The sequence below is a fragment of the Litchfieldella rifensis genome (genome assembly GCF_042646605.1).
Taxonomy (GTDB): domain Bacteria; phylum Pseudomonadota; class Gammaproteobacteria; order Pseudomonadales; family Halomonadaceae; genus Litchfieldella; species Litchfieldella rifensis.
The window spans coordinates 248,408-264,210 of the sequence record NZ_JBHRUG010000017.1; the positions used below are offsets into that span (position 1 = coordinate 248,408).

The 15,803-nt window shown below is 63.5% G+C and carries 17 protein-coding genes and 1 other RNA gene; 14 read left to right on the forward strand and 4 right to left on the reverse strand.

Going from position 1 to position 15,803, the window contains the following annotated elements; all coding sequences use genetic code 11:
* The first annotated feature begins 60 nt into the window (after positions 1 to 60).
* From rplM to ACFOEV_RS08275, 7 genes are all read left to right on the forward strand, one after another.
* Complete coding sequence (rplM, locus tag ACFOEV_RS08245; RefSeq protein ID WP_386772732.1) at positions 61 to 489, forward strand: 50S ribosomal protein L13; 429 nt, start codon at positions 61 to 63, stop codon at positions 487 to 489.
* A gap of 13 nt (positions 490 to 502) precedes the next feature.
* Positions 503 to 892, forward strand: a complete 390-nt coding sequence (gene rpsI / locus ACFOEV_RS08250; protein ID WP_386772734.1) for a 30S ribosomal protein S9 — start codon at positions 503 to 505, stop codon at positions 890 to 892.
* Between the two features lie 225 nt (positions 893 to 1,117).
* Positions 1,118 to 1,714, forward strand: a complete 597-nt coding sequence (petA, locus tag ACFOEV_RS08255; RefSeq protein ID WP_386772736.1) for a ubiquinol-cytochrome c reductase iron-sulfur subunit — start codon at positions 1,118 to 1,120, stop codon at positions 1,712 to 1,714.
* Positions 1,714 to 2,973 (forward strand): cytochrome b, encoded by a 1,260-nt coding sequence (locus ACFOEV_RS08260; protein ID WP_386772738.1) that lies wholly within the window; start codon positions 1,714 to 1,716, stop codon positions 2,971 to 2,973. Before petA ends, ACFOEV_RS08260 begins: the two co-directional genes overlap by 1 nt.
* On the forward strand, positions 2,973 to 3,743 hold the full coding sequence (locus ACFOEV_RS08265) for a cytochrome c1 (RefSeq protein WP_386772740.1): 771 nt from the start codon (positions 2,973 to 2,975) through the stop codon (positions 3,741 to 3,743). Before ACFOEV_RS08260 ends, ACFOEV_RS08265 begins: the two co-directional genes overlap by 1 nt.
* Before the next feature lie 144 nt (positions 3,744 to 3,887).
* Positions 3,888 to 4,514 (forward strand): stringent starvation protein SspA, encoded by a 627-nt coding sequence (sspA, locus tag ACFOEV_RS08270; RefSeq protein ID WP_386772742.1) that lies wholly within the window; start codon positions 3,888 to 3,890, stop codon positions 4,512 to 4,514.
* Between the two features lie 63 nt (positions 4,515 to 4,577).
* Complete coding sequence (locus tag ACFOEV_RS08275; RefSeq protein WP_386772744.1) at positions 4,578 to 5,051, forward strand: ClpXP protease specificity-enhancing factor; 474 nt, start codon at positions 4,578 to 4,580, stop codon at positions 5,049 to 5,051.
* Between the two features lie 92 nt (positions 5,052 to 5,143).
* Here the strand turns inward: ACFOEV_RS08275 and ACFOEV_RS08280 are convergent, their stop codons facing one another.
* The 4 genes from ACFOEV_RS08280 to ACFOEV_RS08295 are packed head-to-tail and all read right to left on the reverse strand — an operon-like array spanning position 5,144 to position 8,489.
* A complete protein-coding gene (locus tag ACFOEV_RS08280) occupies positions 5,144 to 5,710 on the reverse strand; it encodes a BON domain-containing protein (protein WP_386772746.1) in 567 nt (188 codons plus the stop codon).
* A 2-nt stretch (positions 5,711 to 5,712) separates the two neighbouring features.
* A complete protein-coding gene (locus ACFOEV_RS08285) occupies positions 5,713 to 6,309 on the reverse strand; it encodes a phosphoheptose isomerase (RefSeq protein ID WP_386772748.1) in 597 nt (198 codons plus the stop codon).
* Between the two features lie 22 nt (positions 6,310 to 6,331).
* On the reverse strand, positions 6,332 to 6,700 hold the full coding sequence (locus ACFOEV_RS08290; protein WP_386772750.1) for a YraN family protein: 369 nt from the start codon (positions 6,698 to 6,700) through the stop codon (positions 6,332 to 6,334).
* Positions 6,684 to 8,489, reverse strand: coding sequence for a penicillin-binding protein activator (locus ACFOEV_RS08295; RefSeq protein ID WP_386772752.1), 1,806 nt, complete (start codon positions 8,487 to 8,489; stop codon positions 6,684 to 6,686). The genes ACFOEV_RS08290 and ACFOEV_RS08295 overlap by 17 nt, the downstream gene beginning before the upstream one ends.
* Before the next feature lie 42 nt (positions 8,490 to 8,531).
* Here ACFOEV_RS08295 and rsmI point away from each other — a divergent pair, with 42 nt between their 5' ends.
* The 7 genes from rsmI to ACFOEV_RS08330 all read left to right on the forward strand — a co-directional run bounded on the left by rsmI (position 8,532) and on the right by ACFOEV_RS08330 (position 15,795).
* The gene (gene rsmI, locus ACFOEV_RS08300; RefSeq protein WP_386772754.1) at positions 8,532 to 9,389 is read left to right on the forward strand and encodes a 16S rRNA (cytidine(1402)-2'-O)-methyltransferase; all 858 of its coding nucleotides are present in this window, start codon (positions 8,532 to 8,534) and stop codon (positions 9,387 to 9,389) included.
* Positions 9,390 to 9,423: 34 nt separating this feature from the next.
* Positions 9,424 to 9,775, forward strand: an RNA gene (gene rnpB, locus ACFOEV_RS08305) — RNase P RNA component class A.
* A gap of 67 nt (positions 9,776 to 9,842) precedes the next feature.
* Complete coding sequence (rsmH, locus tag ACFOEV_RS08310) at positions 9,843 to 10,799, forward strand: 16S rRNA (cytosine(1402)-N(4))-methyltransferase RsmH (protein WP_386772756.1); 957 nt, start codon at positions 9,843 to 9,845, stop codon at positions 10,797 to 10,799.
* Positions 10,800 to 10,807: 8 nt separating this feature from the next.
* Positions 10,808 to 11,131, forward strand: a complete 324-nt coding sequence (gene ftsL, locus ACFOEV_RS08315; RefSeq protein WP_386772758.1) for a cell division protein FtsL — start codon at positions 10,808 to 10,810, stop codon at positions 11,129 to 11,131.
* Positions 11,128 to 12,855, forward strand: coding sequence for a peptidoglycan D,D-transpeptidase FtsI family protein (locus ACFOEV_RS08320; RefSeq protein ID WP_386772760.1), 1,728 nt, complete (start codon positions 11,128 to 11,130; stop codon positions 12,853 to 12,855). The genes ftsL and ACFOEV_RS08320 overlap by 4 nt, the downstream gene beginning before the upstream one ends.
* A gap of 46 nt (positions 12,856 to 12,901) precedes the next feature.
* Positions 12,902 to 14,428, forward strand: a complete 1,527-nt coding sequence (locus ACFOEV_RS08325) for a UDP-N-acetylmuramoyl-L-alanyl-D-glutamate--2,6-diaminopimelate ligase (protein WP_386772762.1) — start codon at positions 12,902 to 12,904, stop codon at positions 14,426 to 14,428.
* The gene (locus ACFOEV_RS08330) at positions 14,425 to 15,795 is read left to right on the forward strand and encodes a UDP-N-acetylmuramoyl-tripeptide--D-alanyl-D-alanine ligase (protein ID WP_386772764.1); all 1,371 of its coding nucleotides are present in this window, start codon (positions 14,425 to 14,427) and stop codon (positions 15,793 to 15,795) included. Before ACFOEV_RS08325 ends, ACFOEV_RS08330 begins: the two co-directional genes overlap by 4 nt.
* Positions 15,796 to 15,803 lie beyond the last annotated feature (8 nt).

Sequence of the window (15,803 nt, forward strand, 5' to 3'; positions counted from 1 at the left end):
CGTGCCTGGGGCGTACGTCACGGCGCGCAAGACCCAATACATCGATTTGGTGATTCATCCATGAAGACGTTCAGTGCTAAGCCGCAGTCCGTCCAGCGCGACTGGTTTGTCGTCGACGCCACGGACAAGACGCTCGGTCGTCTGGCTACCGAAATCGCTCGCCGCCTGCGTGGCAAGCATAAGCCGGAATACACTCCGCATGTCGATACCGGCGATTACATCGTTGTCGTCAATGCCGAGAAGGTCAAGGTGACAGGCAACAAGGCCCAGGCCAAGACCTATTATCGCCATACTGGCTACCCGGGTGGTCTGCGTTCCATGAATTTCGAGAAGATGATTGGTCACGCTCCCGAGCGAATCATCGAGTCTGCCGTCAAGGGCATGCTGCCGAAAGGGCCGTTGGGTCGTGCCATGTATGCCAAGCTCAAGGTCTACGCCGGTGCCGAGCATCCGCATGCCGCTCAGCAGCCGCAAGAACTGAACATCTAAGGGATATCTCGCCATGACACAGCAGTATTACGGTACCGGGCGTCGCAAGACATCCACCGCTCGCGTATTCCTCAAGCCGGGCACCGGCAAGATCACCGTCAACAGCCGCGACCTGAATGAGTATTTCGGCCGTGTTACCGGTCGCATGGTCGTGCGCCAGCCGCTGGAACTGACCGAGACGCTTGGGCAATTCGACGTCTATGTCACTGTCCAGGGTGGGGGCGGTTCGGCCCAGGCCGGCGCCATTCGTCACGGCATCACCCGTGCCTTGATGGAGTACAATGAAGATTTCCGCAAGCCGTTGCGTGCCGCCGGCTATGTGACGCGCGACGCGCGTGAGGTCGAGCGCAAGAAGGTCGGCCTGCGCAAGGCGCGTCGTCGTCCGCAGTTCTCCAAGCGTTAAGTACGCAGGAGAGGCGCGACAAAAGCGCCCAGACCTTATGGGTCTGGGCGCTTTTTTATTTTTTATTCAATGGGTTGGGGTGCGCAGGCCGCTCAGGTCCGGAAGCCTTTGCGCTTGTGTTCGTACTCACCTTTTTTTACCATAGCCGTCATTTTGTATCCGTGACTCGCGGGACACACCTTTTCGCGACTCAGCAACGGGTCATTCGATGGGAGAAATCTAAAGATGGCAGACAACGGCGTAAACAAAGGGCGGCGCCGTTTCCTCGTGGGTGCCACCACCGTTGTGGGTGCGGTGGGCGCTGTCGGGGTTGCGGTCCCCTTTGTGGCTTCCTGGCAGCCTAGTGCCAGGGCGAGGGCGGCGGGGGCCCCGGTCCAGGCTGATGTGTCCAAGCTCGAGGTCGGGCAGCAGATGACGGTCGAGTGGCGCGGCAAGCCGGTATGGCTGGTGCGCCGCGACGACGCCATGGTCGAGCGAATCAAGGAGATAGACCCCTCGCGCCTGCGCGACCCCGAGTCCGCCAGCCCCCAGCAGCCGGCCTATGTAGACCCGGTGTTGCGCTCGATCAAGCCCGAGTACCTGGTGCTGATCGGTATCTGTACCCACCTGGGGTGTTCGCCCACGTTCCGTCCCGAGCCTGGTGCCGCTGACCTCGGTGGTGATTGGCCGGGCGGCTACTTCTGCCCTTGCCACGGTTCGCGCTTCGACCTGGCTGGGCGCGTATTCACCGGCGTACCGGCACCTTTGAACCTGGAAGTGCCGCCGTATCGCTATGAGAGCGACAGTATCGTCGTGGTTGGCGAAGACGAGGAGACTGCCTGATGGGTAACCCGAATCGCGTCAAGGCAGAGAGCGGCTTCATGCGCTGGGTCGATGACCGCTTCCCCGCCACTCAGATGTGGCAGGATCATCTGTCCAAGTATTACGCACCCAAGAATTTCAATTTCTGGTACTTCTTCGGCTCGCTCGCGCTACTGATGCTGGTCAACCAGATCCTTACCGGTGTCTGGCTCACCATGAGCTACAATCCCACGGCCGAAGGTGCTTTCGCCTCCGTCGAATACATCATGCGCGATGTCGAGTACGGCTGGCTGATTCGCTACATGCACTCCACCGGGGCATCGGCCTTCTTCGTAGTGGTCTACCTGCACATGTTCCGCGGCCTGATGTACGGTTCCTACAAGGCGCCGCGCGAGCTGGTGTGGATCTTCGGCATGACCATCTACTTGTTGCTGATGGCCGAGGCCTTCATGGGCTATCTGCTGCCATGGGGGCAGATGTCCTACTGGGGCGCTCAGGTCATCATCTCGCTGTTCTCGGCGATTCCCGTGGTGGGGGAGGATCTGACGCAGTGGATCCGCGGCGACTTCCTGATCTCCGGTATCACCCTGAACCGCTTTTTTGCCTTGCATGTGGTGGCGTTGCCCATCGTGATCCTGGGCCTGGTCGTGTTACATTTGATTGCCCTGCACGAGGTGGGGTCCAACAACCCCGATGGCATCGAGATCAAGGACAAGAAGGACGAGGCTGGCCAGCCGCTGGATGGCATTCCTTTCCATCCCTATTACACCGTCAAGGATCTGTTCGGCGTGGCGGTCTTCCTGTTCGTGTTCTGTGCAGTGATCTTCTATTTCCCCGAGGGTGGCGGTTACTTCATCGAGAAGCCCAACTTCGAGCCCTCGGACCCGTTGAAGACGCCTGACCATATCGCGCCGGTATGGTACTTCACACCCTTCTACGCGATCCTGCGCGCGGTGACCTTTTCGCTGTTCGGTCTCAGCTCCAAGTTTTGGGGCGTGGTGCTGATGGGGGCGGCCATCGCCATCCTGTTCGTGTTGCCTTGGCTCGATCGCAGCCCGGTGCGCTCCATGCGTTACAAGGGCTGGTTGTCACGCATCATGCTGGCATTGTTCGCGATCAGCTTCGTGATCCTGGGCGTGCTCGGCGTATTGCCCGCCACCGAGGGGCGTACCCTGGTAGCACAGATCTGCACGGCGGTGTATTTCGCCTTCTTCGTGCTGATGCCGTTCTATACCCGGCTCGAGAAAACCAAACCCGTTCCGGAAAGGGTGACTGGCTAATGAGAAAGCAACTGTTCGCACTGCTGTTCACGCTGGTGCCGATGACCGGGTTCGCCGCAGGAGGGGAGTCGGTACACCTCGACGAGATGACGCCGGACCTGAGTGACAAGGCGTCGCTGCAGAATGGGATGAAACTGTTCACCAACTACTGCATGGGTTGTCACTCGCTCGACTACCAGCGCTTCGCACGGGCCGCCGAGGATCTCGGCATGCCTCAGGACCTGGTCGAGGAGAATCTGATCTTCTCCAGCGACCTGGCCTTCAATGATCAGATGCGCAATGCCATGGCCGAGGGTGATGCCGAAGGCTGGTTCGGAGCGGCGCCGCCGGATCTGACGCTGGAGGCGCGTCTGCGAGGCCCGGACTGGATCTACACTTACTTGCGCGGTTTCTACAAGGATCCGGAGCGCCCGTGGGGCGTCAACAACACGGTGTTCCCGCTGGTCGGTATGCCCAACGTCCTGGAGCCCCTGCAGGGCGTGCAGGAAATGGTCTGTGCCGAAACCGACAAGCCCGTCCCTGGCCACGAGCCGGACCCGCTCACCGGCAAGTACCAGTCCTGTGAAGTGTTGCAGGTCACCGAGCCGGGGAAGATGGAGGTCGACGAGTTTGATGCGGCGGTCTACGATCTGACCAACTTCCTGGCCTATGTCGGCGAGCCGTCCAAGCTGCAGGCTCGGGCGTTGGGTCCAGGAGTGCTGATCTTCATCGTCATCTTCGGGATCCTCGCCTACTTGCTCAAGCGTGAATACTGGCGAGACATACACTGATTCCTGAGGCGATCAAGCAATGCTGGGGCGTATGGCCGATCGGTCATGCGCCCTGTGTTTATCTCCCCCGAACGAGCATGGCGAGCCCTCGACCGGGGTGTCTCGTGTTATCATCGTGACTCGAATTGATGCGAGGATTGTTTCATGGGTGTAGTGGCCAAGCGGTCGTCGATGACCTTTTACTCCGGCAGCGATGATCACTTCAGTCATCGCGTGCGTATCGTCCTGGCGGAGAAGGGCGTTGCCGTCGACATCCTGGATGTCACGGAAGACAATCATCCCGAGGAACTCGCGGATCTCAACCCCTATAACAGCGTGCCGACGTTGCTCGATCGTGACCTGGTGCTCTACGAGTCCAAGGTGATGATGGAATATCTGGACGAGCGATTCCCGCATCCACCGCTGTTGCCTGTCTATCCGGTAGCGCGGGCGCAGAGCCGTTTGTGGATGCATCGCATCGAGCGCGAGTGGTGCCCGCTGGTCGAGCAGATCCAGGCCGGGGCGAGGAGAGATGCCGACAAGGCACGCAAGGAATTGCGCGAGAGCCTGGTGGGTATTTCCCCGATCTTCGAGGACATGCCGTTCTTCATGAGCGAGGAGTTCTCGCTGGTGGATTGCTGCCTGGCGCCGCTGCTGTGGCGTTTGCCTGCGCTGGGGATCGAATTGCCCGAGAAGCAGGTCAAGCCACTGATGGCGTACATGGAGCGGATCTTCATGCGCGAAGCCTTCAAGGCGTCGCTGTCGGAAACCGAACGCGAGATGCGTACCTGAAATCCTGTTTCGGCAGTTGGGGGCTCTCTCTGCCGAACTCACTCAAAGAGGAGGGACTGGTCCATGCTGTCGAGTCGTCCTTATCTCGCCAGGGCTCTGTATCAGTGGCTGCTGGATAACGATCAGACTCCTTATGTCGTCGTCGATGCCGAACGCGATGGTGTAGTGGTACCGGAGCAGTTCGTGCAGAACGGTCAGATCGTGCTCAATATCGCACCGACCGCGGTTCGCGATCTGTTCATGGAAAATGACGCGATCACGTTCAGTGCGCGCTTCGGTGGACAGCCAATGCAGGTGGTGGTGCCACTGGAGGCGTTGGTCGCTCTCTATGCCCGAGAGAATGGGGTGGGCATGGTCTTCGGCCACGAGCCGGTCATGCCGGAATATGCCGAGTCGTCCCGGGGGGACGAGGCCGGGGAAGAGCGTCCCGGGTTGTCCAGCGTGGAGAGTGAAGAAGAGTCTTCATCCGCACCGGAGTCATCCGAGCGTGAGGACGCTCCGCCGAAGCGGCGCCCGTCACTGCGCATCATCAAGTAAGACATCGCCATTCGCTGGGGTGTTGCAGCATAAACGAAAACGGCAGGCCAAGGCCTGCCGTCTTGCGTTGTGACATGGGTGGGCGCGGCAGCTCAGTCGAGATATTCGAAAACCTTGACGATGCGCTGTACGCCACCGATCTCGGAAACCGCATTGACGACGCGTTCGGCTTCGGCACGCGTGACCAGGCCCATCAGGTAGACGCTGGCATTCTCGGTGATCACCCGGATCCGGCCGGCGTCGATACGCTCGTTGCCGATCAGGGCGGTCCGTATTCGAGCCGTGAGCCAGGTGTCGGTCGTGCGTTGGGAGAGCGGCGCATTGGCGGCCACGGCCAGCTCGTTGTGCACCTGGCGGACGTTGCGCACGTTCTGGGCAACGGTGATGGCCTTGTCCTTGAGCTCCTGGCTGGGCACCTGGCCCGTCAGCAGAACCACGCCGTTGTAGCTGTCGACATTGACATGGGCATCCCCGAAGCGGGCGTCCTGGCTAACCAGGTTGTTACGAATCTTGGACTCGATACCCTGGTCTTCGACCTGCATGCCGAAGGTGCGCTCGCCGTAGTTCTCGTTGCCGGAATAGCCGACGCCCATGGAGGCGCAGCCGCTGACGGTCAGGGCCAGGCCGAGCAGAACGGGAGGGAGAAATCCTGTTTTCATGGTCATTGCTCGCTACCACCGAAGAGTTGTTCGTCGATCAGGTCGCATAGGCAGTGGATCACCAGCAGGTGAACTTCCTGAATGCGGGCCGTGGAGGTTGCGGGAACACGGATCTCGCAGTCGTCCTGGCCGAGTAGCGAGGCCATGTTGCCGCCATCGCGTCCGGTCAGGGCGACAACGGCCATGTCACGGTCGTGGGCGGCTTGAATGGCCTGTACCACATTGGCGGAATTGCCGCTGGTGGAAATCGCCAACAGGATGTCGCCAGGCTGGCCGAGCGCCCGGATCTGCTTGGAAAAGACCTCGTTGTAGCTGTAGTCGTTGGCGATCGAGGTCAGCGTCGAGGTATCGGTGGTCAGTGCCAGAGCCGGCAGACTGGGACGCTCGCGCTCGAAGCGGTTGAGCAGTTCCGAGGAGAAGTGCTGACTGTCACCGGCACTGCCGCCATTGCCGCAGGCGAGGATCTTTCCTTCATTGACCAGGCACTGCACCATCATCTGGCTGGCCACTTCGATGAAGGAGGGCAGGACCTCGCTGGCATAGGTCTTGGTGTCGATACTGGCGTTGAAGTGTCCGAGAATGCGCGATTGGAAATCCATTGGGTTACTGGTCCTATGGCCGTCAGAACGCTTCGAAGGCCGCCTGGACCCACATGAAGTCCAGGTCGGGAGGATGACCGGTCGTGGCAACGACATCGAAGCGGCACGGACATGATAGCCCGTTGCGGTGGAGATAAAAACGCGCGGCCTTGATTAGGCGCCGCTGTTTGCTGGCGGTGACCATCTCCAGCGGATGGCCGTGACGGGTATCGGCGCGGTGCTTGACCTCGATGAAGACCAGCGTATCGCCATCACGCATCACCAGGTCCAGTTCGCCGCCCTTGGCATATTGATTGTGGGCGACGAGCACCAGGCCACGTTGTGCCAGCCAGGCCGCTGCCGCCCGTTCGACGGCAGCGCCGCGGGCGCGTGCGTCAGTTGCCTTGGTCATCCGCGATGCCTGCGTCGAGACCATCGGGGAGAATCCCGTCGCGCAGTGGCGGCTGGGGGATGCCGCTGACGAAACGTGCCCAGGGCAATTGGCGTTCGATACGGCCGTTGCCGTTGTCGCGGAGGGTGCCGGTGGCGCCGAAAATCTCACTGCCAGGGATGGTCTGGATCTGCGGCAGGCGGCGTCCCAGCTCGTAGGCGTCAACGCCCATGGCGGTCAGCTTGAGCAAGGCGGGATCGTTTTCCTGGCGCAATTCGCGGTAGCTGCCCAAGAAGGGCAGGGCTTCCTCACCACCCACCGCCGCGTTGGGGATCATCCACGGGATGTCCACGAACAGCACGTCATTGAGGTCGTGATCGTCGCGTGGCTGCGGATGCCCCTCATAGAGATGCGAGGTTGCATAGATCGGCAGGTCACCCGCGTAGTAGTAGTCCAGGGTCGGAGGTACCTGGCGGGCATAGCTGGGCAGTGCCAGCAGGAACAGCATGTCGATGCCATTGAGATGCGCGCGTTCGCCGCTGACGTTGAGTAGCGGGCGTACCGCACTGGCAACCGTCGCTTGCGGGTTGTAGCGAATGGTGGAGCCGATTTCGCCGCCTTGCTCCTGCCATGTCTCACGGAAGGCATCGGCCACCCGCTCTCCCCACTCGTTGTTGGGGATCAGGACGGCGCTGCGCCGATGGCCATCGGCATAGGCACGACGTGCGACCTGTCGGGCTTCGTCCTCGGCGGAGAGGCCATACTGGTAGAGGTTGCGGGCGTTATTGCTCTGGCCCTGGCCGTAATTCAGGGCCAGGGTCGGCAATGGCACGCTGTCACGCTGCTCCAGCTCGCTGACCAGATTCTTGTCGAGAGGCCCGATCACCACCTGGGCGCCGGCCATGGTGGCTTCGGCGTAGAGGCTTTCCAGGTTGCCGTGACTGGCATCGAGAAAAGTCAGTTGCGGCGTGGTTTCACCCTGATTGACGGCCTGCATGTGGCGTGCCTGGATCCCCTGGCGGATCTTCTGGGCGACATTGGCCAGTGGGCCGGACTCCGGCAGGAAGACGGCCATGTGGCGCACCTCGCGTCCGCGTAGTTCGCGCAGGGCCATCAGGTCGGCGGGAGGGCGGCGGGCAGCCGGATGCCCGCTGTTGCGCTCGCGCCAATCCTCGAACTGGCGGAAGAAGCGCTCGATATCGCTGCCGTTGCGACGTTGCAGTCTGGCCAGCGACAGCCAGCCTGCGGTCAGTTCATCGGCATCGCGACCCAGCATTTCGAGCCCTTGGGGGCCGAGGCGGGAGAGCTGCTTCCATATGGCGTCGTTGAGCTTGGTGTTGCCGGTATCGGCCTGAACCTGAAGGAGCGACTCGCTGGCGGCGCGCGGTTCGCCGACCATGCCCAGCGCGATGCCCTGGCGATAACGCAGGACGTTGCGCTGGTCCGGCGAAAGCGGCAGGTCGTCATCGAGAATCTGGGTGGCCTGAATCGTGCTCCAGGCATTGTCCTGCTGCAGACCCAGTTCGGACAGTAACAGCGCCCAGCGGATGCGTGCCTCGGGCGAAAGGTGCTCGGCGTTCAGCTCGCTGGCCACCTCGAGAGCCTGCTCGGCCTGGCCGCGTCGTGCTAGAATGTCGGCCGCGTCCAGGCGCGTGCCGGCCGCCTGCTCCGGCGCCTGTTCCTGGGCCTGCTGCAATAGTTCGGCTGGCTCGGGCTCGCTCACGCGCTCGATCAGTCCCGTCGGTGCACAGCCTGCGACCAGCAGCGTCAGCAGGGCGGCGGCCAGTAGGCCGCGTCGCGATTTGTCCATCAATCTCATCCCTAATCTCGATAACTGGCTTTCGGAATCGCAATGACAGATTCAGCTTACGGGGCATTGTACGTGGTCGCCACGCCGATTGGGAATCTCGACGACCTGTCGCCGCGTGCGGCACGAGTGCTCGGTGAGGTGTCCCTGGTGGCGGCGGAGGACACTCGCCATAGCGCTCGGCTGCTGCGCCACCTGGGACTTGCCTGCCACTTGCTCTCGCTGCATGAGCATAACGAGGCGAACCGCGTCGCCCGGATCGCCGAGCACCTTCGGGCGGGGCAGGATGTCGCACTGGTCAGCGATGCCGGTACGCCCTTGATCAGCGATCCCGGTTTCATCCTGGTGCGTGAACTACGTCGCGCCGGGCATCGCATCGTGCCGATTCCCGGGCCCTGCGCCTTGGTGGCTGGCTTGTCGGCAGCGGGGCTACCCACCGATCGCTTTGTCTTCAATGGTTTTCTGCCGGCCAAGCGTTCTGCACGACAGGCGCGTCTCACGGCACTGGTCGAGCGTGACGAGACCCTGGTGTTCTACGAGTCACCGCACCGCATTCGCGAGACGCTGAGCGACATCGCCGCAGTATTCGGTTCGCGCCGTGTGGTGCTGGGGCGTGAATTGACCAAGGCCTTCGAGACATTTCTCGACGGCGATGCCGAGAGCTTGCTGGCGGTGATGGACAGTGATCCCGATCAGGCGCGTGGCGAGTTTGTGGTGATGCTGGCCGGAGCCCCTGCCGCCAGCGAGGAAAGCCGCTCAGAGATCGATGCTTCGGTGCTGTTGTCGGCGTTGTTGGCCGAGGGTCTGGGAGTCAAGCAGACTGCCAGCGTGGCGGCACGTGTACTGGGAGGCACGAAGAAGACTTGGTATGGCCAGGCGCAGGCGCTCAAGGACGGCGCTTGAGGGGCTTGCGATGCGCTGTTATTCTTCGCTGCTGGGAGTTGGCCTGACAGTCGCCGCCGATCTGGTATCGGGGGAGGAAAGTCCGGGCTCCATAGGGCAGGGTGCCAGGTAACGCCTGGGCGGCGTGAGCCGACGGAAAGTGCAGCAGAGAGCAGACCGCCTAAGCAGCTACGGCTGCCGGCAAGGGTGAAAGGGTGCGGTAAGAGCGCACCGCGCGCCTGGCAACAGTGCGTGGCACGGTAAACCCCACCTGGAGCAAGACCAAATAGGAACCCATCGGCGTGGCCCGCGCTGGGTTCGGGTAGGTCGCTTGAGAGCCGCGGTGACGCGGTTCCTAGATGAATGGCTGTCCACGACAGAACCCGGCTTATCGGCCGACTCCCTCCCAATTCCATCCAGCGCTCCGGAGCAACGAGCATTTCGTTTTCTTCGCCGCCTTCTACCGAGACCTGCATGCCGCCATCCGATAATGTTCCGCTTTCCCCTGCCTATCGTCATGCCAGCGTGTTGCTCGATGGGGCCGTGGAGGCGCTGGTGCATGATCCGGCGGGTGCCTATCTGGATGGCACCTTCGGTCGCGGTGGCCACTCGCGAGCGATCCTCGAGCGTCTCTCGCCCGAAGGCAGGCTGCTGGCCATCGATCGCGATCCCCAGGCACTGATCGAAGCCAGGGCCATTGTCGATCCACGCTTTGCCATCGAGCAGGGCGAGTTCGCACGCCTCGGCGAGTACGCCGAGCACCACGGGCTGCATGGCAAGTTGGCGGGTATCCTGCTGGACATCGGGGTGTCGTCACCGCAACTCGACGATCCCGAGCGTGGCTTCAGTTTCCTGCGCGATGGTCCATTGGATATGCGCATGGACCCGAGCCGGGGCGAAAGCGTCGCCACCTGGCTGGCCAGGGCCAGTGCCGCAGACATCGCTTGGGTGTTCAAGACCTATGGCGAGGAGCGCTTTGCCAAGCGCCTTGCCCAGGCCATCGTCGAGCGTCGCCGCGAGCGGGCTTTCGAACGCACCCAGGATCTGGCCGAGGTCATCAAGGCTGCGCACCCGGCCTGGGAAAAGGGCAAGCATCCGGCCACCAGGGCGTTTCAGGCGTTGCGCATTCATATCAACGGTGAGCTGGAACAGCTCGACGCTGCCCTCGATGCCGCGCTGGAGGCGCTGGCGCCCGGAGGGCGTCTGGTGGTGATCAGCTTCCATTCGCTGGAAGACCGGCGCGTCAAGCGCTTCATCCGCACCCATGTGCGAGGTGACATGCACTTGCCCCGTGGCATGCCGATTCGCGACGATCAACTTGTCAAGCGCCTGGAACCAGTGGGCAAGGCCAGCCGTCCCGGGGCCAGGGAGGTCGAGGCCAACCCCCGTGCTCGAAGCGCCGTGATGCGTGTCGCGCGCAAGCGCATCTGAGGTCGAATATGAGTCAGGGACGATCCTTTCTACCCACCAGCGACTGGTTTCCCGCGGTGCGATCGGCATGGCGCCTGATGCTGGTGGCAGTGCTGGTGCTGGCCGTGCTGGCCAGTGCCATTGCCGTGATCACCAGCAGTCATCTGACCCGTGAACAGTATGCACGCTTGCAGCGACTGGAGCGCGAGCAGAACCAGTTGCAGACCGAGTGGGGGCAACTGTTGCTCGAGGAAAGTGCCTGGTCGTCACCGGCACGTATCGAGCGGCTGGCCGTCGAACGCCTCGAAATGCGGGTGCCGGATGTCAGTGAAGTGGAGGTCATTCGGCCATGAAAGCCGACACCCGTGAGGCGGTGACCCTGCGTCGCCGGCCGCCTGCCGAGCCGCTGGGAGGCGGCCGCTACGTGCTCATGTTGATACTGGTGGTGCTGGCACTGGGACTGCTGGTGGGGCGTGTCGTCGACCTGCATGTCATCGATCGGACGTTCCTGCAGGGGCAAGGGGACGCGCGTACCCTGCGCGTCGAGCCGATCAGTGCCCACCGCGGCATGATTACCGATCGTCATGGCGAGCCGCTGGCGATTTCCACCCCGGTCGTCAGCTTGTGGGCCAACCCCCAGGAGCTGCCGCCCGACGATATTCAGCGTCTGGTGCTGACCCGGGCGCTGGGCCTGGACCTGGACGACTTCAATGCCCGGGTCGAGCGCTTCAGCGAGCGCGAATTCATGTATCTACAGCGCCAGATGACACCCGGAGCCGCTCAGCAGGTGCTCGACCTGGGGCTGCCCGGCGTCTATGCACAGGACGAGTACAAGCGTTACTACCCGTCCGGTGAAGTCACCGCCCAGTTGTTGGGCGTGACCAACGTCGACGACCAGGGGCAAGAGGGGCTCGAACTGGCCTACCACTCCTACCTGGCAGGCACGCCCGGTCAGCGCCGAGTGCTCAAGGATCGCAAGGGACGCCTGGTGCGCGACCTGCATCTACTGCGTGAGGCCAAGCCCGGTGGCGACCTGGTACTGGCCATCGACCAACGCCTGCAATACATGGCATATCGCGAACTCAAGGCGGCGGTGGCCGAGCATGATGCCGATGGCGGGACGTTGGTAATGATGGATGCCCGCACCGGCGAAGTGCTGGCGATGGCCAATCAGCCTTCCTACAACCCCAACAACCGAGCTGGCCTGGATCCCCGAGGATTGCGCAACCAGGCGATCGTCGATGTCTTCGAGCCCGGTTCGGTGATGAAGCCGCTGTCCATGTCGGCGGCCCTGGAAAGCGGCGAGTTCGAACCCGATACCGTGGTCGATACGTCTCCAGGCTGGATGCGTCTCGACCATCGCTTCACCATTCGTGATTTCCGCAACTATGGAGATCTGACGCTCGCCGGGATTCTCGAGAAGTCATCGAACATCGGCATGACGCGCATCGCGCTGCAGCTCGAGGAGACGGTAGTGGTGGACAAGTATCAGGCGCTAGGGCTGGGACAGGCACCCGGCACCGGCTTCCCGGGCGAGGCGTCAGGCAGCCTGCCAGCGCCGGCACATTGGTCCGACAGCCAGCGCGCGACCCTGGCCTATGGCTATGGCCTCTCGGTATCCGCCCTGCAACTGGCCAGCGCCTATACCACCATTGCCAATGACGGCCGGCGCTTGCCGCCGTCGCTGCTGAAGCTCTCCGAACCGCCCGCGGGCACCCCCGCCATCGCTCCTGCGGTGGCCAACGACCTGCTGCGGATGCTGGAGCAGGCCGTCCAGCCGGGGACCGGCGCGCGCCGTGCCGGCGTGCCTGGCTATCGCGTTGCGGGCAAGACCGGCACGGTCCGCAAGACCTCGAGTGGAGGCTATCAGGAAGACGCCTATCGCAGCGTTTTCGCCGGTGTTGCCCCGGTTTCCGATCCACGCATCGTCACCGTGGTGATGATCGACCATCCGCGTGGCGACGAATATTATGGCGGGGCCGTGGCGGCGCCGGTGTTCTCGAGGGTAACCGGCGGTGCCTTGCGCCTGCTGGATGTACCGCCCGACCAGCGCGAGCCGGTAGCGCCCGCGCCATAGGCCGGGGTGCCGGCCTCGACGTTCACAATCAGGGAGAGCCACTGTCATGCAGGTCGAGTGTCAGCAACTTATCGAGAGCCTCGAGCGCCTGTGGCCCGGGGTCGCGGCGAGCTGGCCGGCGCCGGCCAAGGGCTCATTGCGCCTGGTGCTCGACAGCCGGGAACTGGCCCCCGGTGACGTCTTCGTGGCACTGCCCGGAGTGCGTGCCGATGGTCGTGACCATATCGCCCAGGCACTGGCCGACGGGGCGGCCCTGGTGCTTTGCCATCATGACGACGACGATCCCGCCGGCGCTGCCATCGAGGATTCGCGCGTACTACACCTGCCGGGCCTCAAGGTCCTGCAGGGCGAGCTGGGCCGGACGCTGTTCGGGGTGCCCGACGACCTCGAGGTGATCGGCGTCACCGGTACCAACGGCAAGAGTTCCGTGACCCATTATATTGCCGCCCTGAGCGAGGCCGTGGAGCGTCCCTGCGGCCTGGTGGGTACCCTGGGGCACGGACGCCCCGGTCAACTGATCGACAGCGGCCTGACGACTCCCGGCCCATTGGCGCTGCAGGCGCAGCTCGCTGACATGGCGGCCGATGGGGTCTCGCGGGTCGCCATGGAAGTATCATCCCATGCGCTGGATCAGCAGCGTCTGGAGGGGTGTCGGGTGCACGCCGGTGTCTTCACCAATCTGAGTCGCGATCATCTCGATTATCACGCCAGCATGGCCGCCTATGCCGCTGCCAAGGCGCAGCTCTTCAAGCGCGCCGAGCTCGAGCTGGCGGTGGTCAACGGTGATGACCCGCTCGCCAGACTGATGCTGGCCGGCATTGCCCCGCGTGTACGTGTGCTGGCCACCGGCCAGGATGAAGCCACCACGCTGAGAGTGCTCGACTGGGAGCCTCATGAGGCGGGCCAGCGGGCGCTGGTCGCCAGTCCCGAGGGTGAGTTCTCCCTGGCGCTTGGCCTGATGGGCCGCTTCAACCTGGACAATGTGCTGCTGGCGATGGCGGTGCTTTACGGCTTGGGCGAAAGCCTCGAGGCGCTGAGCGTCGCCGCCGAACGACTGGCACCGGTACCGGGACGCATGCAGTTGCTTGCGCGTCCCGGCTTGCCCAGTGTGGTGGTCGATTATGCGCATACGCCGGATGCGCTGGACAATGCCTTGCAGGCGTTGCGCGCGCACTTGGACGTGCGTGAGGGGCGCGCGCGAGGACGTCTGTGGTGCCTGTTCGGCTGCGGCGGTGAGCGCGACACCGGCAAACGTCCCCTGATGGCTCAAGTCGCCGAGGCTCGGGCCGAGTGTGTGGTGATCACCGATGACAACCCGCGCGGAGAGGCACCCGATTCGATTCGCCAGCAGGTGATGGGTGGGTTGTCTGCCGAGGGCAGGTCGGCCGCCTGGAATATTGCCGGGCGTGCAGCGGCGATCGAGCGGGTGATCGCCGAGGCTGGCGCCGAGGATGTGATCCTGATCGCCGGCAAGGGGCACGAGGCCTATCAGGAGATCGCCGACGTACGTCACGCTTTTTCGGATCTTGCCGTGGCCGAGGCGGCTCTCCGACAGCGGGAGCACAATCCATGAGTACCCGTGGGCTCGAGACCCTGGGCGAGCTGGCCCGTGTGCTGGACACCGCGTGCCCTGCCGCCGCGGCGCAACCGGTCACCGGCATTGCCACTGATACTTGTGCCCTGATCCACGGCGATGTCTTCGTCGCCTTGGTCGGCGAGCGCTTCGATGCGCATGACTTCCTGGCCCAGGCGCGTGAGGCGGGGGCCATCGCGGCGGTCGTGTCACGCCCCGTGGAGGACCCATTGCCGCAATTGGTGGTCGCCGACACGCGCCTGGCACTGGGGCTGCTGGCCCAGGCCCGCCGTCAGGCATGGGGAGGGCGCCTGGTGGCGGTAACCGGTAACAGCGGCAAGACCACGGTCAAGGAAATCCTCGCCGTCTTGCTGTCGAGACAGGGGAATACCCTGGCAACCCGCGGCAATCTCAACAACGATATCGGCGCCCCGCTGACCCTGCTGGGGTTGGACGCTTCCCATCGCCAGGCCGTCATCGAGCTGGGGGCCAACCACCTGGGCGAGATCGCCTGGACCGCGTGCCTGGCGGCGCCGAATGTCGCGGTCATCACCAATGTCACCGGCGCCCACGTGGGGGAGTTCGGTGGCATGGGCCGGATCGCCCAGGCCAAGGCCGAGATCCTGAGCGGCTTGCCTGGCGATGGGGTGGCGGTTCTCAATCGGGATGACGCCTTCTTCGCCATCTGGCAGCGCCTGGCCGCTCCGCACGAGGTGATCGATTTCGGGCTGACGGCGCCGGCGCGGATGAGCGCACGTGAACTGGTCGTCGACGGGCTGGGGCGCTATGCTTTCACGCTTGTGTTCGATGGTCGGGAATTGGGTCGGGTATCACTTGCCCTGCTCGGTCGGCATAACGTCGTCAATGCCCTGGCGGCCGCCGCCGCGGCACTGGCCATGGGCCTGCCCGAATCCGAGCTGGTCGCCGGTCTGGCTTCGTTGCAACCGCTGCCAGGCCGGATGGCGGTGGTACCGGGAATCAAGGCGACACACTTGATAGACGATACGTATAATGCCAATCCCGGCGCGGTCAAGGCGGCACTCGAGCTACTGGCCGAGCTGCCGGCTCCCCGCTGGTGCCTGCTGGGTGCCATGGGGGAACTGGGGGGGGCGGCCGAGCGCCTCCATGCCGAGGTCGGCCAGTACGCGCGGGAGCTGGGGATCGATTTCCTCGGCACCCTGGGCGCGCCGGCCAGAGCGGCAAGCCTGGCCTTCGGGGAAGACGGGCGCCATTTCGACGACTGGGAGGCGCTCGCGCGTCATGCCCGGGACCATCTACCGCCAGGGGCCAGCGTGCTGGTCAAGGGCTCACGCAGTGCCGGTATGGAACGACTGGTGACCGCACTGCGCCGTGATGCATCAAGGTGAACGCGACA

Coding starts and splice junctions, on each gene's coding strand:
- rsmI (WP_386772754.1), top strand. CDS start 8,532: ATGACAGATTCAGCTTACGGGGCATTGTACGTGGTCGCCACGCCGATT.
- rpsI (WP_386772734.1), top strand. CDS start 503: ATGACACAGCAGTATTACGGTACCGGGCGTCGCAAGACATCCACCGCT.
- ACFOEV_RS08325 (WP_386772762.1), top strand. CDS start 12,902: ATGCAGGTCGAGTGTCAGCAACTTATCGAGAGCCTCGAGCGCCTGTGG.
- ACFOEV_RS08280 (WP_386772746.1), bottom strand. CDS start 5,710: ATGAAAACAGGATTTCTCCCTCCCGTTCTGCTCGGCCTGGCCCTGACC.
- ftsL (WP_386772758.1), top strand. CDS start 10,808: ATGAGTCAGGGACGATCCTTTCTACCCACCAGCGACTGGTTTCCCGCG.
- ACFOEV_RS08285 (WP_386772748.1), bottom strand. CDS start 6,309: ATGGATTTCCAATCGCGCATTCTCGGACACTTCAACGCCAGTATCGAC.
- ACFOEV_RS08275 (WP_386772744.1), top strand. CDS start 4,578: ATGCTGTCGAGTCGTCCTTATCTCGCCAGGGCTCTGTATCAGTGGCTG.
- ACFOEV_RS08265 (WP_386772740.1), top strand. CDS start 2,973: ATGAGAAAGCAACTGTTCGCACTGCTGTTCACGCTGGTGCCGATGACC.
- ACFOEV_RS08295 (WP_386772752.1), bottom strand. CDS start 8,489: ATGGACAAATCGCGACGCGGCCTACTGGCCGCCGCCCTGCTGACGCTG.
- ACFOEV_RS08260 (WP_386772738.1), top strand. CDS start 1,714: ATGGGTAACCCGAATCGCGTCAAGGCAGAGAGCGGCTTCATGCGCTGG.
- ACFOEV_RS08320 (WP_386772760.1), top strand. CDS start 11,128: ATGAAAGCCGACACCCGTGAGGCGGTGACCCTGCGTCGCCGGCCGCCT.
- rsmH (WP_386772756.1), top strand. CDS start 9,843: ATGCCGCCATCCGATAATGTTCCGCTTTCCCCTGCCTATCGTCATGCC.
- petA (WP_386772736.1), top strand. CDS start 1,118: ATGGCAGACAACGGCGTAAACAAAGGGCGGCGCCGTTTCCTCGTGGGT.
- ACFOEV_RS08330 (WP_386772764.1), top strand. CDS start 14,425: ATGAGTACCCGTGGGCTCGAGACCCTGGGCGAGCTGGCCCGTGTGCTG.
- rplM (WP_386772732.1), top strand. CDS start 61: ATGAAGACGTTCAGTGCTAAGCCGCAGTCCGTCCAGCGCGACTGGTTT.
- ACFOEV_RS08290 (WP_386772750.1), bottom strand. CDS start 6,700: ATGACCAAGGCAACTGACGCACGCGCCCGCGGCGCTGCCGTCGAACGG.
- sspA (WP_386772742.1), top strand. CDS start 3,888: ATGGGTGTAGTGGCCAAGCGGTCGTCGATGACCTTTTACTCCGGCAGC.